This is a genomic window from Novosphingobium sp. BF6, from assembly GCF_058273105.1.
Genome location: NZ_CM177775.1, coordinates 720,075 through 744,142, shown reverse-complemented (window position 1 = coordinate 744,142; position 24,068 = coordinate 720,075). Strand labels below are relative to the sequence as shown.

Below are 24,068 nucleotides of genomic sequence, written 5' to 3'. Positions count from 1 at the left end.
CCACTATTGCCCGATGCGAAGTGAACCGCAAGCAAGTGCCTACCGCCCTGCCCCCCGTATCGAGGCTATCGCCGACTGGATCGCCAGTCCGGTGGCGCCTGCCGATTTTCCGAAGCATATCCTGCGCTTCCGCAACGACCGCTGGGCCGCTGCGGTCGGTCTGGACGCGCTCGACGACGAGAACTGGATCACCCATTTCGGACGCTTCGAGCCGCTGCCGGGCAACCTGCCCCGACCGCTGGCGCTGCGCTATCACGGCCACCAGTTCCGCAACTACAACCCCAATATCGGCGACGGACGCGGCTTCCTCCATGCCCAGTTGCTGGACGGGGAAGGCCGCGTGCTCGACTTCGGCACCAAAGGCTCGGGCCAGACGCCCTACAGCCGCGACGGCGACGGCAGGCTGACGCTGAAAGGCGCGGTGCGCGAGATTCTCGCCACCGAGATGCTGGAGGCGCTGGGCGTCTACACCAGCAAGACCTTCTCGGTGATCGAGACCGGCGAGGAACTCTGGCGCGGCGACGAGCCTTCGCCGACGCGCTCGGCGGCGATGGTCCGGCTCAGCCACGGCCATATCCGCATCGGCACGTTCCAGCGCCTGCTCGCGCTGGAAGAGAAGGACCACATGGAAGCGCTCGTGGCCTATTGCCTCGAAACCTTCCCCGGCAACCTGCCCCCCGAGAACGCACCGGGCCGCGACGAACCCGCCGTGATCCTGCTCCATCAGGTGGTCGAGCGCATGGCCGATCTCGCGGCGAGCTGGATGGTCGCGGGCTTCGTCCACGGCGTGCTCAACACCGACAACATGAACATTTCGGGCGAGAGCTTCGACTATGGCCCCTGGCGCTGGCTGCCGCGCTGGGACCCGCGTTTCACCGCCGCCTATTTTGACCATTCCGGCCTCTATGCCTTCGGGCGCCAGCCGGAAGCGGTGCTGTGGAACTGCGGCCAACTGGCCATTGCTATCAGCATGTTGACGACGACCGAGCCGCTGGTGGCCGCGCTCGACCGCTTCGCGCCGCTCTACCAGCAGGCGATGAGCCGCCGCTTCACCTGGCGCCTCGGGGTGACGCCACAAGGGCTGGAGCAGGACTCGGCACTGATCCAGGCCGCCGAACAGGCCATGGTCGCAAGCGGAGAGGCGCCCGAGCAGTTCTTCTTCCACCATCGAGGCGGGAGAAACGCGGAGCAGGACCGATTCGGAGAGCTTCTGCGCGCTTACGCTCCCGCCGCCGACGCCTCGGACCCGTTCTGGCAGCAGCCCCTCCCGCCGAGCACGCTGATCGACGAGGTGGAACGCATCTGGAGCGAAATCGACCGGCATGACGACTGGTCCGCGCTCCACGCCCGCGTCGCGGAAATCCGCGAACTGGGCCGCCAGCTCGGCCCCGCGCCCACGCCCGCCGGACACTTGTCGGAAGGCTGACCCCAAAGGATTACATCCGCCGTTAGCATCCCGGTAGGAATACCTGTGCAAGAGCCTATCCGACAGCGAGTTATCCAGAGCGGACCAGCATCTTCATGGGCGCGACAGCGAGCGCATACAGCACCCGGCAACCCTCCATCGCCAGCGAGGCCGGAAACGTGACCGACATCGTCTCCTACGAGCCGGCGACGGGCGCGGAGATCTGGCGCGGCAAGCCTTGCGACGTCTACGAGGTGGTCAGCCGCGCCCGGCGCGCCTGGCCGACCTGGGCCGCGCAGCCGCTCGCCACCCGCATAGAACTGCTGCGCCGCTTCGCCAACGAAGTGCGCAAGGATGCCGAAAAGCTGGCCACCACGATCGCCCGCGAAGTCGGCAAGCCCTTGTGGGAGGCCCGCGCCGAAGTGGAAAGCGTGGTCGCCAAAGTCGAAATCTCGATCCGCGCCTATGCCGAGCGGACCAGCCAGCGGAAGCTCGATTCGGCGCTTCAGGGCACGATGGCGGTGCGCCACAAGCCGCATGGCGTGCTGGTCGTGCTCGGGCCGTTCGCCTTTCCCGCGCATTTGCCCAGCGCCCATATCGTCCCCGCCCTGCTCGCGGGCAATGCAGTGATCTTCAAGCCGAGCGAGAAGGCCCCCGCCACCGGCGAGATGCTCGCACGCTGCTTCCACCGGTCCGGGATTTCCGCCGCCGTCATGCAGTTCGCCGCGGGCGGGCCGCTCGAAGGGCAGGACTTCGTGGCGCACGACGGCATCGACGGGGTGCTGTTCACCGGCTCGGCCAATACCGGCATCTCGATCAACCGCCGCCTCTCCGCCCGGCCCGACAAGCTGGTGGCGCTGGAAATGGGCGGCAACAATCCGATCGTCCTGTGGGATACGCCGAAGCTGACCGATGCCGCCGCGCTGATCGTCCAGTCCGCCTTTTCCTCGGCCGGGCAGCGCTGCACCGCCGCGCGGCGGCTGATCGTGAAAAACTCGCTCTACGACGCCGCGATCGCGGAAGTGAAAGCGCTGGCCGACCGCGTGATCGTCGGCGCCCCGTTCGACGAACCGGCCCCGTTCATGGGGCCGGTGATCGACAACCTGGCGGCGGATGGACTGACCGAAAGCTTCCTCTATCTGCTGAGCAACGGCGGAAGGGCGATCAAGCATCTGGTGCGCAGCGACGATTCGCTGCCGTTCCTCAGCCCGGCGATCATCGACACCACGGCGATGAAGGACCGCCCCGATGTCGAACTGTTCGGCCCAATCCTCCAGGTGATACGCGTCGACGATTTCGACGAGGCCATTGCCGAGGCCAACAATACCCGCTTCGGCCTGGCCGCCTCGCTGGTCGGCGGTTCTCCGCAAGACTACAACCGCTTCTGGGCCAATGTCCGCGCCGGTATCGTCAACTGGAACCGCGCGACCACCGGGCCGAGCCATGCCGCACCGATGGGCGGGATCGGGCTTTCCGGAAACCACCATCCGAGCGGCTACTATGCGGCGGACTACTGCGCCTATCCGGTCGCCTCCGGCGAGATGGAACAGCCCCGCGCGATGATCGGGGTCGGGCTGCGATAAGGCTACTTGCCGCTGGCGACCAGATCGACCTCGGTAACGCCGCCGTCCAGCTTGCGGGCATAGACGACATAGGCCTGTCCGCCCTTGCGGCCGCCGATCACATGGTCGCTGCCGTCGATCCGATGCTCGGCGCTGTAACCACCGCGCTGGGCCATCGAGTAATAGAAGCTCATGACATCCTCGGGCGAGACCGGGGTGGCGTAGTTGACCACGCGCAGCGCGCAGCCGTCGGCATCGGTTCCTGCCGCTTCCTGCACCGCACCGCGCGGATAGACGGGAATGGCGGCGGGCAACTTTTTCGCCCAGCCTTCGGAATATTGCACTTTGCCTGCGCAATCGGTCTTAGCCTTGCGCGCGGCATCGCTGATCTGCGCTGCCGAGGCGGCATTCTGCGCCAGGGCCGAGGCACCGCCCTTCTGCGGCACGGGCGCGGGCAGGAGTTTACCTCCGGCGGCATCGGCGGCGGATTTCTTCGCGGCAGCCACGGCTTCGGGGGTGCTGGCGGCGGGTTGAAGGCTGATCGCAGCAGATGTGCTCCCGCCCGCCTTCTCCGGATCGACGACGATCCGGTCTCCGAGCGAGCCGCCCATGGCCGAATCGCTTTCCGCCGCCTCGGGCTTCTGCTTCGAATTGCAGCCCGCCAGCGCCAGCGCACCCGCCAGTGCGAGAAGCCCCAGACCGGCAGCGGTAACCCTCGTGGCGGTAGCCTTCATAATCCCGTCCTTCCTGTGCCGGGCCAAGAGATCGCCTCAGCATGGCGGTAGGGATCGAACCTTCCCGGTAAACGGCGAAGATTCAAGCGCGGCACAGGGTTAAAGCGGCCCGCGTTCCAAAATGGGATGACCGAGGCGCAAGACCTTACGAAGCGGGAACCGACCAAACAGGTCGAAGGCGCCTGCGGCCCTAAGGTCGCAGACGCCCTCTCCCACCCGTACTCATGGAGCTCGGGAGGTCTCCCCCGCAAGTCGCCGTCCTCGCGGGGAAGCCAGTTTCTATTTCGTCAGGCTTAGCGGCAGCGCGAGCCGCCGCGCTCCACTTCGCGGCCCAGCAGGGCACCGGCGGCGGCGCCTAGCACGGTGCCGGTGGCGCGATCGCCGCGGGTGTCGATGGCGCGGCCGGCAAGGGCACCTGCCGCACCGCCTACCAGCAGGCCGGTGGTGCCGCCCGAGCGGCGGCAGTCGTAGTAACGACGGTCGCCCCGATAACCACGGTCGCCGCGATAGTAGTGGTCGCGGTTGCCGTAGCCGCGGCGACGGTCTTCACGCGAATAGCGTTCGCGCCAGTGGCCATAGCTCTGTTCGCCGGGGGCCTCGAAGCTCTGCGTCGGCGCGAAGCTGACGGCGGCCGAAGCGGGAAGAGCAGTCGCCAGGCTGGCCGTTGCGGCAGCGAGGGCGGTAGCCTTGAAAAATGCGTTCATCTCAAATCTCCTCGTCATTGCCGGGAGGGTGCCGTTTGAGGCTCGATCCGCGGTACGCATTCATCTTTAAGCGAACGAAGCTGAACAATCCGCAACACGGCTGTCAGAATTCGCAATAGCGATGAAGCGAGGACCATGTTGCGACGAACCGCTTGCCGAACCGGCATTTTCACACCTATCGCAGCAGGCCATCCACGGGATTTTCGATGCAGCCCACACCCTCGCGCCGCTCCGGCGGCTTAGCCCAGGCTTTCGGCGCCTATTTCATCTGGTGCCTGTTCCCGCTCTATTTTGCGGCGCTTCATGCGGTTTCGCCGTTCGAAGTCGTGGCCTGGCGCCTGCTTTTCACCCTGCCGTTCTGCCTGGTGATGGTGGCGGTGCTGCGGCAGGGCACGCAACTGCGCGCGGCGCTGGGCAATCCGCGCATCCTAGGCGCGCTGGCGCTGAGCGGGCTGCTGATCGGCACCAACTGGCTGGTCTACGTGATCGCGGTCATGGAAGGCCATGTCCTTGCCGCCAGCCTCGGCTATTACATCAACCCACTGGTCAATGTGCTGGCCGGAACGCTGTTCCTGCGCGAGCGGCTGTCGCGCCTGCAATGGACGGCGGTGAGCCTCGCCGCGATCGGCGTCGCCATCCTGTCCTGGGGGGCGCTCGATACCCTGTGGATCAGCATGGGGCTGGCGCTGAGTTTTTCGGGCTACGGCCTTGTCCGCAAACTGGCCCCGGTCGAATCGCTGCCAGGCCTGACGGTGGAAACTCTGGTGCTGCTGGTGCCCGCACTGGGCATGCTGATCTGGCAGGGCACGAGCCCGGCAGGCCTCGCCATGGGCCAATCGGTCACCACCAGTCTGCTGCTGGCCTGCGCGGGCATCGTCACCGGCATTCCGCTGCTGCTCTTTGCCGGAGCGGCACGCAAGCTGGACTTCTCCCTGCTCGGCTTCATTCAGTTCGTGACGCCGACAGGTGTGTTCCTGATGGGCCTCTTCGTCTTCGGCGAACCGCTGAAGCCGATCCAGATCGTCTGCTTCCTGTTCATCTGGACGGCCATCGCGGTGTTCTGCTGGGACCTGCTGTCCCGCAGGCGCAAGGCCGCGACGGCCTGAGGTCGGATCAGGCCTTGCGGCCCCGCTTCAGCAGCGCCTGCACGAAAGCGTCGATATCGTCGATATCGACGTCGAGCACTTCGTCCCACTCGCCCAGCAGCGCCTCGATATCCTCGCGGGTGTAAGGCTCCGGCGCCTTGTGATGCACTTTCGGTGCACGGTGCGGCCAGGGATGACCGGTCAGGTTGTTGTAGAGCCAGCCGACCTGGAACAGGAAGATCAGGTTCAGCGCCAGCGGCACCAGATAGCCGATACCCCAGTGCTGCTCCCCCGTCGCTCCCAGCGCATAGAGCAAGGCGCAGGCTCCGCCCGGCGGATGGAGGCTGCGAGTGAGCGACATGGCCACGATCGCCAGCCCCACGCCGGTCGAAGCGGCCAGCCAGGGGTTGCCCAGCAGATGGCCCATGGAAAGGCCGACGATCGCCGAGATCATGTTCCCACCGATCACCGACCACGGCTGCGCCAGAGGGCTGGCGGGAACGCAGAACACCAGCACCGCCGAAGCGCCGAGCGGCGCGACAAGGAACGGGAGCGTCGAAAGCCCGCCCATCTCCACGCCCTTCATTTCGAGCAGCATGGTAATGCCGCCCGCCAGTGCAATCCCCAGCATCCCTCCGAACGCACCGCGTGCCCAGGCAAGACGTGTCTTCAGGCTTCCATGCCCAGCGTTATTCAACCATCCAGCCGCCACCGGCCCAGACCTCCTGGCAATATCATCAGCAAACGGGTGGCCTATGAACCTCTCGCCGCGCGATGGCGAGCCGAGTCGTGCTAGGGCAGGCGATAGACAAATTGTAACCGGGTTCGTCATGGTACGGCGCCGCCAGTGCCGCAAATCGGCCACCTTCGGATGATTGCCTGCGGGCTTCCGATGGAGCCCTTCCCATGCCTGCGATCGATGCCGCCCCTCTCGCCTCCGAACAGACGGTGGACGCTTTCGATCTCCGGCAGATGCGCAGTACTCCCGGTGCTTCTTTCAGCGTAATCCGCCCACGTTGCCCGGAAGGCCGCGCGGGCGAGATCGTGGTCTGCGCGCCCGATCCGGAGAAAGAGCGCCTGCGCCCCCTGCCCGAAGGCTACGACATTCCTGAAGGTCCGCCCCGCCTCGACATGAAGCTGGACGAAAACACCACCGCCGACGTCCATCTTCAGGCCGAACGCTTTCCCAACGGCATGGTCAGCAACCGGCTCATGGTGGGGGTAAAGCGCAAGTTCTGAAACGGAAAAGCCCGGTCCGCCCTAGGGAAAGGCGGACCGGGCTTCTCAAGGCGCCCCGATGACAGGAGGGAGGAGGGTCCGAAGCGCCCTATCCGATCAGGCGAACTTGCCCGCCTTGGCGATCTGGGCCACCGGCTTGCGGTTCGAGGCGACTTCGCGCTCCTGAAGGAATTCGGGAAGCTGGCTCTTGTCGCCGATCCGACCGATGGCGAAGGCAGCTTCCAGACGATGATCGGCGGGAATGCCGAGGGCGGCTTCCGCCTCGCCGAACTTCAGCCCGGTCATGCCGTGGGTGTGGTAGCCCAGTGCCTGCGCCTGAAGCGCGGCCAGCGCCCAGGCGGCACCGGCGTCGAAGCTATGGCTGTGGTTGTTCGAATTGCCCTTGTCCGAGCGCATCTGGCTATCGGACACGACGTAGACGATCGCCGAGGCGTCCTTGGCCCAGCCCTGGTTGAACTCGATCAGCTGCGAAAGCAGCAGGTCCCAGTTGGCATCGCCCTTCTTCGCGTAGAGGAAAGTCCAGGGCTGCACGTTGTAGGCCGAAGGCGCCCAACCGGCGGCTTCGAAGATCACGTCGAGGTCTTCCTGCGGAATCTCGCTGCCGTCGAAAGCGCGCGGCGACCAGCGATCGACGATCAGCTTTTCGACTTTGGGATGGGCAGTGCGTCCGGTCATCTCAGGTATCCTTGGCAGGGTGGTGAAATCTGGGAGCGGGGATAGCCTGCGCACGAGCATCGGGGAATCGAGATAATTTAAACCGAACTGTTCCATTCTTTGGAAAAGTCGTCGATCTCGCCATGGGCGCCCCGCTTGCCACGGCCTCGCCGCCGCGGGTTGCGCTTTTTTGCCGAATCCAGCGCCTTGCGCATGGGCACGCTCTGCCCCACTTATCGGGCATGACCGCCAGCCGCCTGTTCGACCGCGCCCTTATCCGGCTTTCCCCCCGCCCCGATTCAAACGAAGACGTCGTCCAGTTCCTTCAGGGCCTCGTCACCGCCGACGTGTCGAAAGTGCTGCCCGCCTGGGCGGCGCTGCTCTCGCCGCAGGGCAAGGCGCTGTTCGATTTCATCGTCTGGCCCGGCGGCAAGAGCCTGCTGATCGACTGCGAGACCGAGGTGGCCGACGCGCTGGTCAAGCGCCTGTCGATGTACCGCCTGCGCCGCGCCATCGACATTGCCCGCGACGATTCGCTGGCCGTCCACTGGCGCGCCCATACGGGTGACGGCGCCGCCTCCGATCCGCGCCACCACGGCCTCGGCGAACGCTGGATCGCGCCGATCGACCCCACCGACCCTTCCGAAGCCGAAAGCGCCGATGCCGCCTGGCGCGCCCACCGTCTGGCCATGGGCGTGCCCGAAGGCCGCGCCGAACTGGGCGAGGGCGAGACGCTCTGGCTGGAATGCAATGCCGTGGAACTGAACGGCGTCAGTTTTACCAAGGGCTGCTATGTCGGGCAGGAGAATACCGCGCGCATGAACTGGCGGCAGAAGGTCAACCGCCGCCTGATCGTGGTGCCCCTCGCCCGCTCGGACGAGAAGCGCCGCCGCGCCGCCTATCCCGAACTCGGGCTGGCAGTGGACCATCTGCGCGTCGAGGACATCGACCCGAAGCTCGCGCCGAAGTGGCTTGAATTTCCCGCCTGATAAGACAGGTTCTCAGGCCGGGAGCGCCCCTGCGACCGCAGCTTCATGGCGGAAAGGCCGCTCCGTCAGATTGGCGACGTAGATCCTGGCCCGTACTGGCTCGCCGTGGCTGAAGCGTTCGCACTCGGCCCCGCTGTCCGCGAAACCGGTTTCCTCCAGCACTTCGCGCGTGGCGGGATTGTCCGCAAAATGGCTGACGACCACGCGGCGATGCCCCAGTGACCGGGCCTGCGCCAGCACTGCCCGCACCGCTTCGCGGGCAAAACCCCGTCCGCGATGGCACGGCGCGATCCAGTAGCCGAGTTCCACCTCATCCTCGATCCGTCCAAGACCGATACCGCCCACCAGCTTGGGTCCACCGGGTGAACGCAGATACATGAAGAAGTGCGGCAGGCGCGGGTCACGCGGTCTTGCCAGATAATCGCGCATGGCCCCCATCGAACGCGGCAATTCGCCTGCGCCGAGCTTGCGCTCTCCAGCATCGTCGGAAATGGCCTCGACAAGATCGTCGACATCTTCCGGCCAGCCGGGCCTCAGGAACAATCTCTCCGTGCGGACGAACATGGGCAGTTCTCCGTTTTTATTATTTTGCGTCCCATACTATGCACAAAGACAGTTGCTTTGCACGGATTTTGCTACGGCTTGGGAAATTGCCGCGACGGACTCTTCGATGGATCCCGTCATCCACCGAAGAGCGCTTTTTCCTTAGGCACTTAATAGAGAGCGCGATTCAGGCCGCGTGCCTGGCCGCAACGGACTGGCCGCTTCCGAAACCGGAATTCGGACAGTCATCGTCACAATCGCCGGGCGAATCGAATTCGACCGCATACTCCCGCGAGAGACCGTGCGTTCCCCGTCCTTCGCTGAACCGCTCGGTGACACGGCCGGTAGGCCGGAAGCCGACCTTCTCCAGCACGCGGCCGGAAGCGGGATTGTCCAGGAAATGGCTGCCGATGATCCGCTTGTGGCCGATCGCTCGCGCCAGCGAGAGAACAGCGCGGGCCGCCTCGCTCGCGAAGCCCTGCCCCCAGTGCTCGCGGGCGATCCAGTAGCCGAGGTTCACTTCGCCATCGAGCAGCGAGAGACCGATGCAGCCGACGATGCGGGTGCCGTGGGCGCCAGGCTGGGTGATCAGGAAGCGCGGCAGCAGCATGTCCTGCGGCGCTTCGAGGAAACGCCGGGCATCCTCGTCGGTATAAGGCCAGGGCGCGCGCGCCAGATTGCGCACGACGGCTTCGTCGGCGATCAGGGCCAGCAGTTCATCCTGATCCTCGGACCAGCCGGGCCTCAGGAACAGCCGTTCGCTGCGAACGAACATAGAGTATCTCCACTCATCCGCCCCGCGCTTTCCCTAGGATTTGCGCGTGACATTGCGATTACGCACAACGCCCGAAGAGCCTGAAATATCCGCGCAAATTCGTAAGAAAATGTAAGGATCGGTCGCTCTGCGAAACTGCTGTGCCGTGCGTGAGGGAGACACGAAAAGAGGGAGACGGGCTGGCCCTTCTCCCTCGTTCAGCCGACCCTTGAAGGTCGGCGGGGCCATCCCGTAAGGATGGCCCTGGTATAGACCATCCGATTATTCGGCGGCTTCTGCCATGGCGTCAACCGACACGTACTTGCGGCCGAGTTTGCCGTCGTGGAAACGCACGCGACCTTCGGCAAGCGCGAAGAGGGTGTGGTCCTTGCCCATACCGACGTTTACGCCCGGGTACACGCGGGTGCCGCGCTGACGGATGATAATGTTGCCGCCGATCACTTCCTGACCGCCGAACTTCTTAACGCCAAGACGGCGGCCCGCAGAGTCGCGACCGTTGCGCGACGAACCGCCTGCTTTCTTATGTGCCATTGCTCAGTCCTTCCGATCTTTGGCTCAGGCGACCGACACGATGCGCAGCAGGGTCATCTGCTGGCGGTGGCCGTTCTTGCGACGATAGTTGTGGCGGCGGCGCTTCTTGAACACCACGACCTTTTCGCTCTTGGCCTGAGCGATGATCTCGGCCGAAACCGTGATCTTCGAGGCGTCGGCGACTTCGCCTTCGTTGCCGGCGAGCAGAACGTCGCCCAGCGTGATGGTCTCACCGGCTTCACCAGCCAGCTTTTCAACCGCGATCTTGTCTCCGGCGGCAACCCGATACTGCTTGCCGCCCGTGCGCACAACTGCGAACATGGTGCCCTTACCTAATCTCAATGAGCCCTAAACAGGCCGAAACAACTTTGCCCCGGCCGCTCTGGTCCAGGAAGGAACCGTGGAGCCTTGCGGGCGACGCACCGGCATCCCCATTTGCATGGGGTTCCGGAAAGAATGGTGCCGTTAGTCCAGCGACCGATTCGTGTCAACCAGCGAGTGGCCGGGGAAAGGCCGGGAAACGCTATTGGACCATGGCCTGCCATGGATTGACGCTCGCGATCGGCCCTGACCATGCTATGGCATGCCCATGACCCGCGCACCAGTCCGTTTCCCTGCCCGTTTCCGGGGCCATTTCCCGACATTGGCGCTCGTTTCCGCGCTTTCCCTCAGCCTCTGCGCCTGTTCCACGGCCCGAAGCTATCCTTCGCTGGCCTATCGCGCGGTGGAGCGCACTGCCATGCCAGCAGCCGCCGAACCGGCACCGCCGCCGGTCCAGTTCCCCCCGGCGAGCGCCGACCTGACCGCCCGAATCAGCGGCCTCGTCGCCGCTGCACAGGCCTCGGACAAGCAATTCGCCGCCAAGCGCCCTGCCGCCGACCGCGCGGTTTCGGCCGCCGCCCGCGCGGCGCGCACCAGCGATTCGTGGATTTCGGCGCAAGTCGCGGTCTCGGCGCTCCAGGCCAGCCGCGACACGACCGTGGCAGCTCTTGCCGATCTCGATTCACTCTACGCCGATGCGCGCCAGGCCGAACCCGTGGAGGAATCGCCCAGCGCCAAGGCCATCGATACCGCGCGCGAGCAAGTGCAGGCCCTTGTGAACGGCCAGAATGACGTGATCTCCGTGCTGGACACGCGCCTGAAGGCTTAAGATACGAAAAACCCCTCCACCTTGCGAGGGAGGGGTTGTCCGAACGGATTCGATGCCGACCTGAAAGCCCCCCGGCTCAGATACGAATCGAGAGGCGCAATCACCTCAAGGCCAAGATAGTGGGACGGCCAATCCCCAACCCGGGATCAGCACGGGAAGCGAGGACCTGAATGGCCTCGCCCACAGTCAGCCTTCCGCTCGAAAGTTCGATGCCGCGAGACCGGCGGGAGATTACCATCTCCTGCCGACCCCATGGCGCCGTTTCGCAGCGAAAGATTTGACGCCGATCAAACGGAGAAAATTTCGCGGCCGAGGCCCCGACCTAAGATAAAGCCTCAGCCCCGCGCACCAAACAGCGCGCTGCCGACCCGCACATGCGTCGCACCGAGCATCACTGCGGTCTCGAAGTCCTCGCTCATGCCCATCGAGAGCTGCGAGATCCCGTTGTCCGCCGCGATCTTCGCCAGCAGCGCAAAGAACGGCGCGGCCTCGATCCCGAGCGGCGGCACGCACATCAGGCCCGCGACCGGAATCTGCGCCTCGCGCGCGGAGGCGAGCAGCGCGGGCACGTCCGTGATCGCACAGCCGCCCTTCTGGTCTTCGGCGCCGATATTGACCTGCACGAAGCAGGGCACGCGGCGGCCGGTCTTGTCCATCGCCTTGCCCAGCGCCGCGACCAGCGAAGGCCGGTCGAGCGAATGGATGCTGTGGAACAGACCCAGCGCATCCTCGGCCTTGTTCGACTGCAGCTGGCCGACGAGATGCAGCCGCACCTCGGGGTTTTCCTGTAGCAGGGCGGGCCACTTGGCCTCGGCTTCCTGCACGCGGTTCTCGCCGAACACGCACTGGCCCTGAGCGATCAGGGGCGCGATCGCCTCGGGGGGGTGGGTCTTGGAAATGGCGACGAGTTCGACCGAGGCCTCTTCGCGCCCGGCAATGCGGGCGGCCTGGGCGATACGGGTGCGGATGTCTTCGAGAGGAGTTGCTGGCTGATCCATGGCGCGCTGCTATAGCGGCTTCGTGCCGAACCGCCACCCGCCTCTTCCCCAGATCTGGCTCATCAGCGATGCCCGCAACGACCCTGCGCTGGAGCGTGCGCTCGCCCGCCTGCCGCGTGGATCGGGGCTGATCTATCGGCACTACCACCTCGCGCCGGCCGAACGCCGCGCCCGGTTCGAGGCCCTCGCCCGCGTGGCCCGGCGCTTCGGGCACCGCGTGATCCTGTCCGGCACGCCGCGGCAGGCTCGGGCGTGGAAGGCCGACGGCGCTTATGGGGCGGCGGAAAAACTGGCTCGAGGCCCCGCGACACTGCGGCTCGTGACCGTCCATTCCCTGCGCGAACTGGCCAGTGCGACACGCGCCCGCGCCGATGCGGTACTGCTTTCGCCCGTCTACCCGACCCGCTCCCATCCCGGCGCGGCAACGCTCGGGCCGGTGCGATTCCACCTTCTCGCCGCACGATCCGCCGTTCCGGTGATTGCCCTGGGCGGCATGACCCGGCATCGCGCGCGCCATCTGCCGACGCGGACATGGGCGGCGATCCAGGGCCTTGCCTAAGTAACCCGCCCGGGCAGCGGACGAGTCGCCCACAGGCCTGTTCCCGATCCATTCTTGACGGCGAGTCCCGCCGGAGCGCATTATCCGGGGCCTGATCAGAGCCCGATTTCAGGGGGAATTCCTAATGGCCACCCGGCCCCTCGCGCCCGGACGGCGTATCGCCAAGCCGAACTGGCGTGCCGTTCTCAAGCGCTCGCTGCGCCGCGCCTCCGAACTGAGCGGCGCGCTGACGCTGTTCGCGGCGATGACCTTTCTCGCCCTCGCGCTGGCAAGCTATCACCAGACCGACCCCTCTGCCTCGACCGCCGCAGGCGGCCCGGCGCAGAACTGGATGGGCGCGGTCGGAGCCTGGGTGGCGGAACGCGCGCTTGTGCTGTTCGGCCCAGTTTCGGCGCTTTTCGTTCCCCTGCTCTACGTCTTCGCCCGCAAACTCTGGTTGCTGGTCGAGGAGGACGACAACGAGATCGAGCATTCCAACCAGCGCTGGTGGCGCCCGGTGGCGGTGCTGGCGATCGCGATGACCTTGATCGCCACGGTCATGTCGCTGGTCTTCACCGCGCCCGGCGGCGTGCTACCCGCTTCGATGGGCGGCATCACCGGCCTGCTCGGCGCCAAGGCCGTGACCGGCCTCGCCGCTTTCGCGCCCGAAATCGTGCAGGGCTGGATCAAGCTGGTGCTGGCGCTGCTTTGCGCACTGGCCGGTGTCGCGTTGGCAGGGCGGGTCTTTGCCGTCGATTGGGTCCGCCTGCTCACGCTGCCCGGCCGGATCGGACGCCTGCGCGGCGAAGGCGAGACCTCGCCTGCCGTCGCCGAAAAGACCAAACCGCGCGAGGGCACCGAAGAAGCCGACAAGCCCAAGGCCGCCCCCCGCATCGATGCTCCGCCCGCCGCCGCCTTCGACGGCCCGGCGGAAAAGCCGCGCAAGGCGCCCGAGATCAGCGATCCCAAGGCCGCTGCCACGCCCGCACAGCTCAACATCGGCAATCGCCAGAAGGACATGTTCGACAAGTTCGCTCTGCCGGGCCTCGACCTGCTGAAGGATCCGCCGCCCAACTCGCAGCCGAAGATCGACAAGCTTAGCCTCGAACGCAACGCCCGCCTGCTCGAAACCGTGCTGGACGATTTCAATGTGAAGGGCGAGATCACCGCCGTGCGCACCGGCCCGGTCGTCACCATGTACGAACTGGAACCGGCGCCCGGCATCAAGTCCAGCCGCGTGATCGGCCTGGCCGACGACATCGCCCGCAACATGAGCGCGATCTCGGCCCGCGTGTCCTCGATCCCCGGCCGCACGGTCATGGGCATCGAACTGCCGAACGCGGACCGCCAGATGGTCTCGTTCAAGGAGATGGTCGCCTCCGAGGCCTTCGCCGAGCACAAGGGCATGCTGCCGATCATCCTCGGCAAGGACATCGCCGGTGAGCCGGTGGTCGCAGACCTTGCAACGATGCCGCACTTGCTGGTTGCCGGTACCACCGGTTCGGGTAAGTCGGTGGGTCTCAACACGATCCTGCTCTCGCTGCTCTACCGTCTGACGCCGGCGCAGTGCCGCCTGATCCTGGTCGATCCCAAGGTGCTGGAACTCAAGAGCTACGACGACATCCCGCACTTGCTCTCGCCCGTCGTCACCGAGCCGCCCAAGGCCGTGCGCGCGCTGAAGTGGGCGGTGGAGGAGATGGAACGCCGCTATCGCCAGATGAGCGAGATCAGCGTCCGCAACCTCGCCAGCTTCAACGAGAAGGTCCGCGCCGCCGCCGCCAAAGGCAAGCCGCTCGGTCGCCGCATCCAGATCGGCTTCGACCCCGAAACGGGAGAGGAACTCTACGAGGACCGCCAACTCGATTACGAGACGCTGCCGCAGATCGTCCTCATCGTCGACGAATTGGCCGACCTCATGGTCACAGTCGGCAAGGAAATCGAAGTGCTGATCCAGCGTCTCTCGCAAAAGAGCCGCGCGGCGGGCATCCACCTGATCATGGCGACGCAGCGCCCCTCGGTCGACGTCATCACCGGCGTCATCAAGGCCAACCTGCCGACCCGCGTGTCCTTCGCCGTCACCAGCCGCATCGACAGCCGCACCATTCTGGGCGAACAGGGCGCCGAGCAGCTGCTGGGCAAGGGCGACATGCTCTACAAGCCCAGCTCCGACCCGGTGAAGCGCGTCCACGGCCCCTTCGTCTCGGACGAGGAAGTCGAACACGTTGCCGATCACTGGCGCGCACAGGGCAAGCCCGACTACGTCGATGCCGTCACCAACGAGCCGGAAGAAGGCTCGTTCGGCTTCGACGACCTCGACGCCACCGCCTCCGACCAGCCGGAAGAGCGCAAGTACCGTCAGGTCTGCCAGCTGGTGTTCGAGAACCAGAAGGTCTCGGTATCCTGGCTGCAGCGCCAGATGGGCGTGGGATACAACACCGCCGCCAAGTGGGTGGAGCGCATGGAGCAGGACGGCTACGTCGGCCCGGCGAACCACGTCGGCCGCCGCGACATCTACCGCGACGAGAACGGATCGCCGCTCTGATGTCGCCGATCAGGCGCTGCCTGGTGCTGCTAAGCCTGCTGGCGACGCCCGCCGTCGCCGCAGACACGGCAGCCCAGTGGCAGCGCCTCTTCGTGCCCCAGGTCGAGAACCTGATGGGCCGCCGCGTCTATGTCGACAAGGCCAGCGCCCGCACCGGCATGATCGGGCGGCAGTTCCGGCAGATGCAGGTCCTGCTCCGCCCCAACGCGGGATATCCGGCCGGGACCCTGCTCTACATGGACCGCGCGGTGGACTGCGCCGGAAGCCGCGCGCTCGCCTACCACTGGCAGATCGTTCGGCCCGATGGGGTCGTCTTGCGGGATTGGAGCGAGGCCAGCCCTGCGGTCTCAGCCGTGCAGTGGGTCGGGGAGGACGGGCTTGTGCTCAAATATGTCTGTACGGGCAGGTTGCCGAGGTAAGACAAATGAAGAGAAGTCCTGGAGGATGATCCCCCAGACCCTCGGAATGTCTACCTTGCGCGTTGCCTATTCGTTGTGCGCTCGCTGGCAGCGAGTAGGTCTCCCGGCGCCATCGTCAGGTAACAGGCTCCTCCACCTCGTTCATTGCGAGCTTAGCAAAGCAATCGCACTGCGCGCGCGTGTCAGGCTGTCGGCGTGCCGGTCTCGGCAGGTGCCTGCGCTTCCTCGGTCGCCTTCTCGCGCGCATCGCGCTTTTCGGTGAACCACATGAACAGCAACGTGCCTTCGTAGAGCGCCAGCAGCGGGATCGCGAGCAGGAGCTGCGACACCACATCCGGTGGCGTCGCGACAGCAGCGATGATGAAGATGCCGACGATCGCATAACGACGCGCGCCGACACACTGCGCGCGGGTGATGATCCCGGCCCGGTTGAGCAGCATCAGCAGCACCGGCAGCAGGAAGCTGATGCCGAAGGCGAGGATGAACTGCATGACCAGCGCCAGATAGTCGCCGGTGCCGGGCAGCGCTTCGAGCTTGAGGCCACCCTTCTGCCCCTCAAAGGTCAGGAAGAAATGAAAGGCCGTCGGCATCACCACGTAATAGGCCAGAGCCGCGCCCATCGTGAAAAGGATCGGCGTCGCCACCAGGAACGGCAGGAACGCCTTCTTTTCCTTGGCATAGAGACCGGGGGCCACGAACTGCCAGATCTGGTTGGCGATCACCGGGAAGCTGACGAAGAACGCCGCGAACAGCGCGATCTTCACTTCCACGAAGAAGGCCTCGTAGAGCTTGGTGTAGATCAGCTTGCCCTGTCCGGGCGGAAACGCCTCCGTCAGTGGACGGACGAGGAACGCGAAGATGTCGCTGGAGAAATAGAAGCAGACGCCGAAAGCCACCGCGAAGGCCAGAAAGGCGCGCAGGAGCCGGGTGCGCAGCTCGATCAGGTGTTCGAGCAGCGGCGCCTGCGTATCGTCTATGTCTAAAATGCGGAAGGGCTGCATGGTGCGGCTTCTAAAAGAGGAACTTGGTCTGAAAGATCAGGGCGGCGGCGGCGGAAGATGCATTTCGGCCTGCTCGGCAGGCTTCGGCGCGGGCTTGGCTTGAGCTTCACCCACCCCGTCACCCTCGGCAACTGGCGCATTTTCAGTCGGATGCGGAAGCGAAGGCGTTTCCGAGCCGGTCGGCGCCTGCATCTGGTTCATGTCGGGCAAAACGGGATTGGCCTTCATGATGGCCTCGTTCTGCTCACGCCACTTGCGTTCCATTTCCTCCAGTTCGGCCTCGCGCACCATGGCGTCGATGCCGGCGCGGAAATGGCCGGAGACCTTGCGCATCTTGCCGATCCATCGCCCGGCCGTCCGCATCGCCAAAGGCATATCCTTCGGCCCGATGACGACGACCGCCACTATGACGATCAGAAGCAGTTCTGAAGCACCTACGTCGAACATTGCGAGCGCGGGTCCAGAGCGTTCTTAAGACTGCTCGGTCTTGTTCTCGGCCTTCGCCTGAGCAACCGGAGCATCGCCCTGCTGGGCGGTGATCTGCGGGGCAGTGGTCGAGGAGGTCTTGTTCTCTTCCTCGTTCATGCCCTGCTTGAAGCTCTTGATGCCCTTGCCGAAATCACCCATGATTTCCGACACGCGGCCGCGTCCGAACAGCACGAGTACGATCACCAGGACGATCATCCAGTGCCAGATCGAGAAGCTACCCATAACCTCAACTCCAAAAACCGTGCGACCGATTCCGACCGCATAAAGCCCATCTAGGCATTTTACCGCGAACTTGCCAGTCCGTCATTGATATGACCAAGTCCGGTCGCTTAGCGGTCATCTTCCGGGAAGAGGTCCGGATCGACAAGCCCTTCCGCCGACCCGTCCTCAGCTTCCTCGTCTTCTCCGGGCACCTTACCGGGGCGCAGCGCGGTCTCGATCATCTCGTCATCCACAGGATCGAGCAGGCCCGCCGCGCGGAGTTCCTCCAGTCCCGGCAGTTCCCTGAGCGACCCCAACCCGAAATGCGCCAGGAAATCGGGCGTCGTCGCGTAGATCACCGGACGGCCCGGCACCTCGCGGCGTCCGGCGACGCGCACCCAGCCCGCCTCCATCAACACGTCCAGCGTGCCCTTGGCGGTCTGGACCCCGCGAATCGCCTCGATCTCGGCGCGGCTGACCGGCTCGTGATAGGCGACGATCGCCAGCACTTCGGTCGCCGCGCGCGAAAGACGGCGCACGTCTTCCTTCTCGCGGCGCAGCAGATGGGCAAGGTCCGGCGCGGTCTCGAAGTGCCAGCGCTTGCCCCGCTCCACCAGCAGCACGCCGCGACCTTCGTAGTCCTTCCGCAGCCGGGCGAGCGCCGGGCGCACGTCCGCCTGGCCAAGGTGGTTCGAAATCTGCTCGACGGTCAACGGCTGTTCGGCGGCGAACAGCGTCGCCTCCACGGCGCGGAGAAGGTCGTCCATCGGTTCCGTCATATTACTTGCAGGCCTTCAGGCGGAGCGGACCGAACGTCTGCTCCTGCGCGATCTCGGCCTTGCCGGTGCGCGCGAGTTCGAGAGCGGCGACGAAGCTGGAAGCCAGCGCCGAGCGCCGCAGTTGCGGATTGGCCCAGCTGTCGCTCGCGGGAGGGAGAAAATCGCGAAGATCCATCCAGTCGAGCGAGACCCCGAGCATGGTGGAGACACGGGCGATGGCGCTGTCGAGCGTCATCACCATGCGCTCGCGGACCATGTGGACCACCGGCTGGCTGCGCACTTTCACGTCGCCATAGGCGCGCACGAGATCGTACCACGAGCACTGCCAGGCCGACTTGCGCTCCACCCGCAGCCCTTCCGGCGCGCCGCGCGCGAAGACGTCACGGCCAAGCCGGTTGCGCCCCATCAGCCGCGCCGCCGCCTCGCGCATCGCACCGAGCCGTTGCAGGCGCAGTTGCAGCCGCAAGGCCAGTTCCTCGGGGCTGGGATCGGCCTGCTCGTCCTTGGGCAGCAGCAGCGAGGACTTCAGGTAGGCAAGCCAGGCCGCCATCACCAGATAGTCCGCCGCCAGTTCCAGCCGCAGCGCCTCGGCCCGGTCGATATAGTCGAGATAGGCGGCGACCAGTTCGAGGATCGAGATCCGGCGCAAGTCCACCTTCTGCCGCCGCGCGAGATCGAGCAGTAGATCGAGCGGGCCTTCCCAGCCGTCGATCTCCAGATAGAGCGCTTCCTTGCGGGCTTCGGCCCGCTCCTCGCCCTCCCAGCCGCCGTCGGCAGCAGGAAGATCGAGGGGAAGTTCGGAAGGCGCGTCCATGCTCAACCCGCCAGCGCCAGCAGAGCGTCGCGACGGGCGAGCAGTTCCGCGTGGGTTCCGGTGGATTGCGCCCCCACGACCGAGGCCAGCGCAAGGTCCAGCTTTTCGAGCGCCTGCGCGCTCATCGCCGGAACGCGGTTCGCAATGCCGATCATGTCGTCCATCTTCGCCCAGCAATTGAGCGCAATGTCGCAGCCCGCCGCGATCGAGCGCTCCGCAAGCTCGGGCACGCTGCCGGACAGCGCCTGCATGTCGAGGTCGTCGCTCATCAGCAGGCCGGTGAAGCCGATGCGCTCGCGGATGATCTCGCGGATCACGAAAGGCGAGAGCGTCGCCGGGTTCTCCGCGTCCCACGCCGTGTAGCGGACATGCGCGGTCATCGCGAAAGGCACGTCCTTCAAAGTGCGGAAAGGCTCGATATCGATTTCCAGCTCTTCCTCGCTCGCCTCGACGGTCGGCAGTTCCTTGTGGCTGTCCGCCATCGCGCGGCCATGGCCGGGGATGTGCTTCACGCAGCCGACGATCCCGGCCCGCGCCAGCCCCTGCAACGTCGCCCGGCCCAGCGCCGCGACGCGCATCGGGTCGCCGCCGAAAGAACGGTCCCCCACAATGTCGTGCGCGCCGGGGTGGCGTATGTCGAGCGGCGGATGCGCGTCGGCAGTCACGCCCACTTCGGCAAGGTCCAACCCGAGCGCCTCGGCATTGTCCCGCGCCGCCTCGATCGCACTGGCCGGAGCAAGATCGTAGAGCCTGTCGAACGCCCCGCCCGGCGGATAGGCTGACCACACCGGCGGCTTCATCCGCGCGACGCGCCCGCCTTCCTGGTCGATGGTGATGTAGAGCCGCTCGCGCCCATGGATGGCGCGCAAATCATCGGTCAGCGCGCGAAGCTGCTCGCGGTCCTGCACATTGCGGCCGAACAGGATGTAGCCGGCCGGATCGGCATCGCGGAAGAACGCGCGCTCGTCGGCGCTGAGGGTCAGCCCGGAAAGGCCGAAGATCGCGGGTGTCATAAGCGTGCTTGGTCGCAGGATTCTGCGGTTTTCGCAAGAATTCCGGATTCGGGAAGTGTGGACAGGGAAGGGAGAAGTCCTGGGGCCCTTCGACAAGCTCAGGAGATCCCCCAGACCCTCGGAATTGGCGACCTCGCGCACTACCTATCCGCCGTGCGCTCCTTGCGGCGCAGCCATTAAGTCTCCCGACGCCGCCATGGGCTCGCAACGGCTAAGGCAGGGCGTGACCTCGACAGTTTGGGGGTGCAGGGGCGATGGCCCCTGCTCTTCCCTTCCTTACTGCTTAACCTGACAACTGAGCCCAGCCGACTTCATCCCGCTGCACAGCGCCCGCGCCGCTGCGAGATCGCCGGGCACGGCCTGGAGGCGGTAGACCTTGCCGATATCCGCCTGTCCTTCGACGATGCGGTGGCTCACGCCGGACAGCGCGGGATACTGTACCTTCAGCGCGTTCCAGCCCGCTTCGGCGGTGGGCTTCGAGGTATAGGCGCCGACCTGCACCCCCACGCCGGTCACGACCGGCTCCGGCTTGGCCGAAGCGCTCGCAGAGGGCAAAGGCTGGGGCGATGGCTGCGGCGCCGGGGCATTGTCGGCCTCGCCCTGCCCGATCTGCGGCATGCGGGACTGACCTTCGGCGACCGCGTAGCTGGTGTCGCCGGTGCCCGCCACGACATCGCCGCCGGGATTTTCCGGGCGCGTCTTGTAGGGTTCCTTGGGCGCCTCGATCACGCCGCCGCTGGCGACCAGCGGCTGTTCCGACTTCTGGCGGGTAGCCCACCAGATGCCGCCGACGATCACGAGGATGGCGGCGACGGCAAGGCCGACGAGCAGCAGGGTCTGGCCGGAGCCGCCGCCCTGCTGGTCCTCGAACTCTTCATCCTCGCCTTCGAGCCAGGGCAGGCGCACGTCCTCGTCACCGAGTTCGAGTTTGCGGGGAGCCTGCTCCGCGCCCTCGAAACCGGAGGCGGAGCGCCCCGCGTTCAGGTCGTCATGGAAGGACCCGCTGCGGCTTTCGCCGTCCCGGTCCTCGCCTTCCTGATTCTGGCCCCAATTCGCCATGACTTACATTTCCTCCACTGCCTCGACGCCGAGCAGCGCGAGGCCATTGCGGACAAGTTGCCCGATCTGCGCGGCCAGGAAAAGCCGTGCGCCGGTCAGGTTAGCGTCGGCAGCGTTAACGAAGCGCTTTTCGACGCGCTCGTTGCCGAGGTTCCAGTAGCCGTGGAAGGCCGCGGCGACATCGCCGAGGAAGAAGGCGATGCGGTGCGGCTCGCGCGCGGCGGCGGCAGCCTCGACGATGCGGGGGAACTGCGCGGCCAGCTTGACCAGTTCGAGTTCCTCTTCGCCCAGCAGTTCGAGATGCTCGCCCGAGGGCTTGAAGCCGCCTTCCGCTTCACCCTTACGCAAGGTCGAGTGAACGCGGGCATTGGCGTATTGCACGTAGAACACCGGGTTGTCCTTCGAGGCTTCGACCACCTTGGCGAAATCGAAGTCCATCTGCGCTTCCGGCTTGCGGGTCAGCATGGTGAAGCGCACCACGTCCTTGCCCACTTCCGTCACGACTTCGGCCAGCGTGACGAAGTTGCCCGAACGCTTGGACATCTTCACCGGCTCGCCGTCGCGCAGCAGCTGGACCATCTGGACCAGCTTGATCTCGAACGGGGTCGGTTCGCCATCGGCGCCGGTCATGGCGGCGACGGCGGCCTTGATCCGCTTCACGGTACCTGCGTGGTCCGCGCCCCAGATGTCCACCAGTGCGTCGGCGCTCTGGGCCTTCTGGAAGTGGTAGGCGAGGTCGGCGCCGAAGTAGGTCCAGGTGCCGTCGGACTTCTTAATCGGGCGGTCCTGATCGTCGCCGAACTGGGTCGACTTGAACAGCGGCAGTTCCACCGCTTCCCAGTCTTCCAGCGTCTTGCCCTTGGGCGCTTCGAGCACTCCGTCATAGACAAGGCCCTTGGAACGCAGCCAGGCTTCGGCCTCGTCCGGCTTGCCCGAGGCCTGAAGCTCGGCTTCCGAGGAGAACAGGTCGTGGTGGATGCCGAGCAGCGCGAGGTCCTGCTTGATCATCACCAGCATCGCGGCGACGGCCTTTTCGCGGAACAGCGTCAGCCATTCCGATTCGGGGGCCGCGACGTATTTGTTGCCGAATTCGTTCGCGAGCTGCTGGCCGACCGGAACAAGGTAGTCGCCCGGATAGAGACCTTCGGGGATCGAACCGACCGCCTCGCCCAGCGCCTCGCGGTAGCGGACGTGGGCCGAGCGGGCGAGCACCTGCACCTGCGCACCGGCGTCGTTGACGTAATATTCCTTGATGACCTTGTGGCCCGCGAACTCCAGCAGCGTAGCCAGCGCATCGCCGACCACGGCGCCGCGGCAGTGGCCCATGTGCATCGGGCCGGTCGGGTTGGCCGAGACATATTCGACGTTGACGGTGGTGCCGCCGCCCATCGCCGAACGGCCATAGCTCGACCCCAGCGCGCCGATCGCGCGCAGTTCGGCGATCCAGGTCGCGGCCGAGAGGCGCAAGTTGATGAAGCCCGGCCCGGCGATCTCGGCGGAAGTCACCGCATCGAGCTTCGACAGCTGTGCCACCAGCGCCTCGGCCAGATCGCGCGGCTTCATGCCTGCGGGCTTGGAGAGGACCATGGCCGCATTGGTCGAAAGGTCGCCGTGCGAGGGATCGCGCGGCGGCTCGACCGTGATCGCGCTTCGCTTCAACCCGCCGGGCAGCGTGCCCGCTGCTTCGAGCGCATCGAGCGCGGCGTTGAGGTGGCCTGCGAAGGCGGCGTAAAGGGTCTGGTTATCGCTCATAACGCGCGCGGATAGCGTAACTGCGGCGAAAGGGGAACAGGCTGCAAGGTGACAGTCCGGTTGACATGGTCCAGGGGAAAACTGTCGCCTTGTGCCGGAAGTATCACCTTATACCGCCCTGAAGCATCTTCGGGCGGATCGCTGCACGGCGCTGCGCCTCGTGCCAGACGGCGGTGAAGCCCTCGCCCAGCCGCGCGCGCAGGCGATAGGCGGACTGGCGACTCATCCCCACCTCCCGCGCCGCCGCCGCGACCGAGCGGCCCTCGTGGAGCAAGTCCAGAAAGGCGAGCGCCTTGGCCTTGGTCCAGCGGTAATGGGAATTGGGGCGACGGGTGCGGGGCTGGGTCATGCCGCGCAAGGTATCGCGAGGGGGTGGTTGTAGGAAAATGGTTTGGGGGTGGGTGGAGGGTGGGGTTTATGGATACGCCCGCATATCTGCTGCCTCGTCCTCTGAAGCGGAACAACCGCCAACCATATGGCCACCCTCTCCCCCCGCTCAGGCTGAGCTTGTCGAAGCCCCCTGCGGCGTGGCGCTACGAGCCAGTTGACTGACCAGTACCCAATCCCCGGCCATCATCGCTTCCTTCTTGGCACGGCTCCAGCCCTTGAGTTTGCGTTCTGCCGCGAAGGCCTCGTCACGGGTCTGGAAATCCTGTGCCCACAGGAAGACTACGGGCAGGCGTCGGGCCGTGTAACCTGGGAGCGCGCCACTCTGGTGCTGGGCGATACGACGTTCGAGGTCATCGGTATGGCCGACATAATACGTTCCGTCGCGGCAACGCAGGATGTAGGTGTGGAATGCCATCGGGATGTTGGTCTGGCGTTGCGGGCGGGCTTCGACAAGCTCAGCCTGAGCGGGGTGGGGTTAAAACCCGGCAAGCCTGAACATAGGCTGCTTTTCCGGATTCACTGCCGTCACCCTGAACTCGTTTCAGGATGACCAAGTGGGAGGCGAGAGGTTGTTTCTCCGCCCCTCCCGTCGTCCCCGCGAAGGGGGGACGACGGGAGGGGCGTCTCCTCGTTCAGGGTCGGTGCGACCGTTGCGGCATTGACTGGTCCAGCCTCGGCCGAAGGCCTTTCCCATCCCACCCC

The 24,068-nt window shown here is 65.8% G+C and carries 28 protein-coding genes; 9 read left to right on the top strand and 19 right to left on the bottom strand.

Features of this window, described 5'->3' with window-relative positions; translation table 11 throughout:
- The first annotated feature begins 13 nt into the window (after nt 1–13).
- Both AC4D6D_RS03730 and AC4D6D_RS03725 read left to right on the top strand, forming a co-directional pair.
- Entirely contained in the window at nt 14–1,426 is a 1,413-nt protein-coding gene (locus AC4D6D_RS03730; RefSeq protein WP_491326556.1) for a protein adenylyltransferase SelO family protein, read from the top strand.
- A 95-nt stretch (nt 1,427–1,521) separates the two neighbouring features.
- Entirely contained in the window at nt 1,522–2,988 is a 1,467-nt protein-coding gene (locus AC4D6D_RS03725) for a succinylglutamate-semialdehyde dehydrogenase (RefSeq protein WP_491326555.1), read from the top strand.
- Nucleotides 2,989–2,990: 2 nt separating this feature from the next.
- Here the strand turns inward: AC4D6D_RS03725 and AC4D6D_RS03720 are convergent, their stop codons facing one another.
- Together AC4D6D_RS03720 and AC4D6D_RS03715 are read right to left on the bottom strand one after the other, a co-directional pair.
- Complete coding sequence (locus AC4D6D_RS03720) at nt 2,991–3,701, bottom strand: hypothetical protein (protein ID WP_491326554.1); 711 nt, start codon at nt 3,699–3,701, stop codon at nt 2,991–2,993.
- Between the two features lie 293 nt (nt 3,702–3,994).
- Nucleotides 3,995–4,405 (bottom strand): glycine zipper 2TM domain-containing protein, encoded by a 411-nt coding sequence (locus AC4D6D_RS03715; protein ID WP_491326553.1) that lies wholly within the window; start codon nt 4,403–4,405, stop codon nt 3,995–3,997.
- Between the two features lie 206 nt (nt 4,406–4,611).
- On the opposite strand from AC4D6D_RS03715, the gene rarD reads away from it, so the two are divergent.
- Nucleotides 4,612–5,511, top strand: coding sequence for an EamA family transporter RarD (rarD, locus tag AC4D6D_RS03710; protein WP_491326552.1), 900 nt, complete (start codon nt 4,612–4,614; stop codon nt 5,509–5,511).
- A gap of 7 nt (nt 5,512–5,518) precedes the next feature.
- Here rarD and AC4D6D_RS03705 read toward each other — a convergent pair whose 3' ends face one another.
- A complete protein-coding gene (locus tag AC4D6D_RS03705) occupies nt 5,519–6,121 on the bottom strand; it encodes an HPP family protein (RefSeq protein WP_491326551.1) in 603 nt (200 codons plus the stop codon).
- A gap of 275 nt (nt 6,122–6,396) precedes the next feature.
- Here AC4D6D_RS03705 and AC4D6D_RS03700 point away from each other — a divergent pair, with 275 nt between their 5' ends.
- Nucleotides 6,397–6,729: a hypothetical protein gene (locus AC4D6D_RS03700; protein WP_491326550.1), complete on the top strand. Its 333-nt coding sequence runs from the start codon at nt 6,397–6,399 to the stop codon at nt 6,727–6,729.
- A gap of 96 nt (nt 6,730–6,825) precedes the next feature.
- Here the strand turns inward: AC4D6D_RS03700 and AC4D6D_RS03695 are convergent, their stop codons facing one another.
- A complete protein-coding gene (locus AC4D6D_RS03695) occupies nt 6,826–7,404 on the bottom strand; it encodes a nitroreductase family protein (protein WP_491326549.1) in 579 nt (192 codons plus the stop codon).
- 221 nt (nt 7,405–7,625) lie between these two features.
- Between AC4D6D_RS03695 and ygfZ the strand changes: the two genes are divergently transcribed.
- Nucleotides 7,626–8,372 (top strand): CAF17-like 4Fe-4S cluster assembly/insertion protein YgfZ, encoded by a 747-nt coding sequence (ygfZ, locus tag AC4D6D_RS03690; RefSeq protein ID WP_491326548.1) that lies wholly within the window; start codon nt 7,626–7,628, stop codon nt 8,370–8,372.
- A gap of 12 nt (nt 8,373–8,384) precedes the next feature.
- Here ygfZ and AC4D6D_RS03685 read toward each other — a convergent pair whose 3' ends face one another.
- The 4 genes from AC4D6D_RS03685 to rplU all read right to left on the bottom strand — a co-directional run bounded on the left by AC4D6D_RS03685 (nt 8,385) and on the right by rplU (nt 10,542).
- The gene (locus tag AC4D6D_RS03685) at nt 8,385–8,936 is read right to left on the bottom strand and encodes a GNAT family N-acetyltransferase (protein WP_491326547.1); all 552 of its coding nucleotides are present in this window, start codon (nt 8,934–8,936) and stop codon (nt 8,385–8,387) included.
- 166 nt (nt 8,937–9,102) lie between these two features.
- The gene (locus tag AC4D6D_RS03680) at nt 9,103–9,690 is read right to left on the bottom strand and encodes a GNAT family N-acetyltransferase (RefSeq protein WP_491326546.1); all 588 of its coding nucleotides are present in this window, start codon (nt 9,688–9,690) and stop codon (nt 9,103–9,105) included.
- 261 nt (nt 9,691–9,951) lie between these two features.
- Entirely contained in the window at nt 9,952–10,221 is a 270-nt protein-coding gene (gene rpmA, locus AC4D6D_RS03675; protein WP_021233962.1) for a 50S ribosomal protein L27, read from the bottom strand.
- 24 nt (nt 10,222–10,245) lie between these two features.
- The gene (gene rplU / locus AC4D6D_RS03670) at nt 10,246–10,542 is read right to left on the bottom strand and encodes a 50S ribosomal protein L21 (RefSeq protein ID WP_021233963.1); all 297 of its coding nucleotides are present in this window, start codon (nt 10,540–10,542) and stop codon (nt 10,246–10,248) included.
- A 262-nt stretch (nt 10,543–10,804) separates the two neighbouring features.
- On the opposite strand from rplU, the gene AC4D6D_RS03665 reads away from it, so the two are divergent.
- The gene (locus AC4D6D_RS03665) at nt 10,805–11,371 is read left to right on the top strand and encodes a hypothetical protein (protein WP_491326545.1); all 567 of its coding nucleotides are present in this window, start codon (nt 10,805–10,807) and stop codon (nt 11,369–11,371) included.
- Nucleotides 11,372–11,706: 335 nt separating this feature from the next.
- Here the strand turns inward: AC4D6D_RS03665 and AC4D6D_RS03660 are convergent, their stop codons facing one another.
- A complete protein-coding gene (locus tag AC4D6D_RS03660; protein WP_491326544.1) occupies nt 11,707–12,369 on the bottom strand; it encodes a YggS family pyridoxal phosphate-dependent enzyme in 663 nt (220 codons plus the stop codon).
- Here AC4D6D_RS03660 and AC4D6D_RS03655 point away from each other — a divergent pair.
- From AC4D6D_RS03655 to AC4D6D_RS03645, 3 genes are all read left to right on the top strand, one after another.
- Complete coding sequence (locus AC4D6D_RS03655) at nt 12,368–12,928, top strand: thiamine phosphate synthase (RefSeq protein ID WP_491326543.1); 561 nt, start codon at nt 12,368–12,370, stop codon at nt 12,926–12,928. The two genes, AC4D6D_RS03660 and AC4D6D_RS03655, sit on opposite strands and share 2 nt — an antisense overlap.
- Nucleotides 12,929–13,052: 124 nt before the next feature.
- Entirely contained in the window at nt 13,053–15,449 is a 2,397-nt protein-coding gene (locus AC4D6D_RS03650) for a DNA translocase FtsK (RefSeq protein WP_491326542.1), read from the top strand.
- On the top strand, nt 15,449–15,868 hold the full coding sequence (locus tag AC4D6D_RS03645) for a hypothetical protein (protein ID WP_491326541.1): 420 nt from the start codon (nt 15,449–15,451) through the stop codon (nt 15,866–15,868). Before AC4D6D_RS03650 ends, AC4D6D_RS03645 begins: the two co-directional genes overlap by 1 nt.
- A 182-nt stretch (nt 15,869–16,050) precedes the next feature.
- Here AC4D6D_RS03645 and tatC read toward each other — a convergent pair whose 3' ends face one another.
- The 10 genes from tatC to AC4D6D_RS03595 all read right to left on the bottom strand — a co-directional run bounded on the left by tatC (nt 16,051) and on the right by AC4D6D_RS03595 (nt 23,781).
- Nucleotides 16,051–16,869, bottom strand: a complete 819-nt coding sequence (gene tatC / locus AC4D6D_RS03640; RefSeq protein ID WP_491326540.1) for a twin-arginine translocase subunit TatC — start codon at nt 16,867–16,869, stop codon at nt 16,051–16,053.
- Between the two features lie 36 nt (nt 16,870–16,905).
- Nucleotides 16,906–17,316, bottom strand: coding sequence for a Sec-independent protein translocase protein TatB (tatB, locus tag AC4D6D_RS03635; protein WP_491326539.1), 411 nt, complete (start codon nt 17,314–17,316; stop codon nt 16,906–16,908).
- Nucleotides 17,317–17,340: 24 nt separating this feature from the next.
- The gene (locus AC4D6D_RS03630) at nt 17,341–17,580 is read right to left on the bottom strand and encodes a twin-arginine translocase TatA/TatE family subunit (protein WP_491326538.1); all 240 of its coding nucleotides are present in this window, start codon (nt 17,578–17,580) and stop codon (nt 17,341–17,343) included.
- Between the two features lie 107 nt (nt 17,581–17,687).
- Nucleotides 17,688–18,338 carry an SMC-Scp complex subunit ScpB gene (scpB, locus tag AC4D6D_RS03625; RefSeq protein WP_491326537.1) on the bottom strand — a complete coding sequence of 217 codons (651 nt, stop codon included), beginning with the start codon at nt 18,336–18,338 and terminating at the stop codon, nt 17,688–17,690.
- A 1-nt stretch (nt 18,339) separates the two neighbouring features.
- Entirely contained in the window at nt 18,340–19,152 is an 813-nt protein-coding gene (locus AC4D6D_RS03620; RefSeq protein WP_491326536.1) for a segregation and condensation protein A, read from the bottom strand.
- A 2-nt stretch (nt 19,153–19,154) separates the two neighbouring features.
- A complete protein-coding gene (gene nagZ, locus AC4D6D_RS03615; protein WP_491326535.1) occupies nt 19,155–20,165 on the bottom strand; it encodes a beta-N-acetylhexosaminidase in 1,011 nt (336 codons plus the stop codon).
- 276 nt (nt 20,166–20,441) lie between these two features.
- Nucleotides 20,442–21,224 carry an SPOR domain-containing protein gene (locus AC4D6D_RS03610; protein ID WP_491326534.1) on the bottom strand — a complete coding sequence of 261 codons (783 nt, stop codon included), beginning with the start codon at nt 21,222–21,224 and terminating at the stop codon, nt 20,442–20,444.
- A 3-nt stretch (nt 21,225–21,227) separates the two neighbouring features.
- Nucleotides 21,228–22,976 carry an arginine--tRNA ligase gene (gene argS, locus AC4D6D_RS03605; RefSeq protein WP_491326533.1) on the bottom strand — a complete coding sequence of 583 codons (1,749 nt, stop codon included), beginning with the start codon at nt 22,974–22,976 and terminating at the stop codon, nt 21,228–21,230.
- 103 nt (nt 22,977–23,079) lie between these two features.
- On the bottom strand, nt 23,080–23,325 hold the full coding sequence (locus AC4D6D_RS03600; protein ID WP_491326532.1) for a helix-turn-helix domain-containing protein: 246 nt from the start codon (nt 23,323–23,325) through the stop codon (nt 23,080–23,082).
- A gap of 147 nt (nt 23,326–23,472) precedes the next feature.
- Nucleotides 23,473–23,781: a GIY-YIG nuclease family protein gene (locus AC4D6D_RS03595; protein WP_491326531.1), complete on the bottom strand. Its 309-nt coding sequence runs from the start codon at nt 23,779–23,781 to the stop codon at nt 23,473–23,475.
- Between the last annotated feature and the right edge of the window lie 287 nt (nt 23,782–24,068).

Excerpts from the sequence above, each read along its gene's own strand:
- AC4D6D_RS03730 (WP_491326556.1), top strand. The coding sequence starts at position 14 with ATGCGAAGTGAACCGCAAGCAAGTGCCTACCGCCCTGCCCCCCGTATC.
- AC4D6D_RS03725 (WP_491326555.1), top strand. The coding sequence starts at position 1,522 with ATGGGCGCGACAGCGAGCGCATACAGCACCCGGCAACCCTCCATCGCC.
- AC4D6D_RS03720 (WP_491326554.1), bottom strand. The coding sequence starts at position 3,701 with ATGAAGGCTACCGCCACGAGGGTTACCGCTGCCGGTCTGGGGCTTCTC.
- AC4D6D_RS03715 (WP_491326553.1), bottom strand. The coding sequence starts at position 4,405 with ATGAACGCATTTTTCAAGGCTACCGCCCTCGCTGCCGCAACGGCCAGC.
- rarD (WP_491326552.1), top strand. The coding sequence starts at position 4,612 with ATGCAGCCCACACCCTCGCGCCGCTCCGGCGGCTTAGCCCAGGCTTTC.
- AC4D6D_RS03705 (WP_491326551.1), bottom strand. The coding sequence starts at position 6,121 with ATGCTGGGGATTGCACTGGCGGGCGGCATTACCATGCTGCTCGAAATG.
- AC4D6D_RS03700 (WP_491326550.1), top strand. The coding sequence starts at position 6,397 with ATGCCTGCGATCGATGCCGCCCCTCTCGCCTCCGAACAGACGGTGGAC.
- AC4D6D_RS03695 (WP_491326549.1), bottom strand. The coding sequence starts at position 7,404 with ATGACCGGACGCACTGCCCATCCCAAAGTCGAAAAGCTGATCGTCGAT.
- ygfZ (WP_491326548.1), top strand. The coding sequence starts at position 7,626 with ATGACCGCCAGCCGCCTGTTCGACCGCGCCCTTATCCGGCTTTCCCCC.
- AC4D6D_RS03685 (WP_491326547.1), bottom strand. The coding sequence starts at position 8,936 with ATGTTCGTCCGCACGGAGAGATTGTTCCTGAGGCCCGGCTGGCCGGAA.
- AC4D6D_RS03680 (WP_491326546.1), bottom strand. The coding sequence starts at position 9,690 with ATGTTCGTTCGCAGCGAACGGCTGTTCCTGAGGCCCGGCTGGTCCGAG.
- rpmA (WP_021233962.1), bottom strand. The coding sequence starts at position 10,221 with ATGGCACATAAGAAAGCAGGCGGTTCGTCGCGCAACGGTCGCGACTCT.
- rplU (WP_021233963.1), bottom strand. The coding sequence starts at position 10,542 with ATGTTCGCAGTTGTGCGCACGGGCGGCAAGCAGTATCGGGTTGCCGCC.
- AC4D6D_RS03665 (WP_491326545.1), top strand. The coding sequence starts at position 10,805 with ATGCCCATGACCCGCGCACCAGTCCGTTTCCCTGCCCGTTTCCGGGGC.
- AC4D6D_RS03655 (WP_491326543.1), top strand. The coding sequence starts at position 12,368 with ATGGCGCGCTGCTATAGCGGCTTCGTGCCGAACCGCCACCCGCCTCTT.
- AC4D6D_RS03660 (WP_491326544.1), bottom strand. The coding sequence starts at position 12,369 with ATGGATCAGCCAGCAACTCCTCTCGAAGACATCCGCACCCGTATCGCC.
- AC4D6D_RS03650 (WP_491326542.1), top strand. The coding sequence starts at position 13,053 with ATGGCCACCCGGCCCCTCGCGCCCGGACGGCGTATCGCCAAGCCGAAC.
- AC4D6D_RS03645 (WP_491326541.1), top strand. The coding sequence starts at position 15,449 with ATGTCGCCGATCAGGCGCTGCCTGGTGCTGCTAAGCCTGCTGGCGACG.
- tatC (WP_491326540.1), bottom strand. The coding sequence starts at position 16,869 with ATGCAGCCCTTCCGCATTTTAGACATAGACGATACGCAGGCGCCGCTG.
- tatB (WP_491326539.1), bottom strand. The coding sequence starts at position 17,316 with ATGTTCGACGTAGGTGCTTCAGAACTGCTTCTGATCGTCATAGTGGCG.
- AC4D6D_RS03630 (WP_491326538.1), bottom strand. The coding sequence starts at position 17,580 with ATGGGTAGCTTCTCGATCTGGCACTGGATGATCGTCCTGGTGATCGTA.
- scpB (WP_491326537.1), bottom strand. The coding sequence starts at position 18,338 with ATGACGGAACCGATGGACGACCTTCTCCGCGCCGTGGAGGCGACGCTG.
- AC4D6D_RS03620 (WP_491326536.1), bottom strand. The coding sequence starts at position 19,152 with ATGGACGCGCCTTCCGAACTTCCCCTCGATCTTCCTGCTGCCGACGGC.
- nagZ (WP_491326535.1), bottom strand. The coding sequence starts at position 20,165 with ATGACACCCGCGATCTTCGGCCTTTCCGGGCTGACCCTCAGCGCCGAC.
- AC4D6D_RS03610 (WP_491326534.1), bottom strand. The coding sequence starts at position 21,224 with ATGGCGAATTGGGGCCAGAATCAGGAAGGCGAGGACCGGGACGGCGAA.
- argS (WP_491326533.1), bottom strand. The coding sequence starts at position 22,976 with ATGAGCGATAACCAGACCCTTTACGCCGCCTTCGCAGGCCACCTCAAC.
- AC4D6D_RS03600 (WP_491326532.1), bottom strand. The coding sequence starts at position 23,325 with ATGACCCAGCCCCGCACCCGTCGCCCCAATTCCCATTACCGCTGGACC.
- AC4D6D_RS03595 (WP_491326531.1), bottom strand. The coding sequence starts at position 23,781 with ATGGCATTCCACACCTACATCCTGCGTTGCCGCGACGGAACGTATTAT.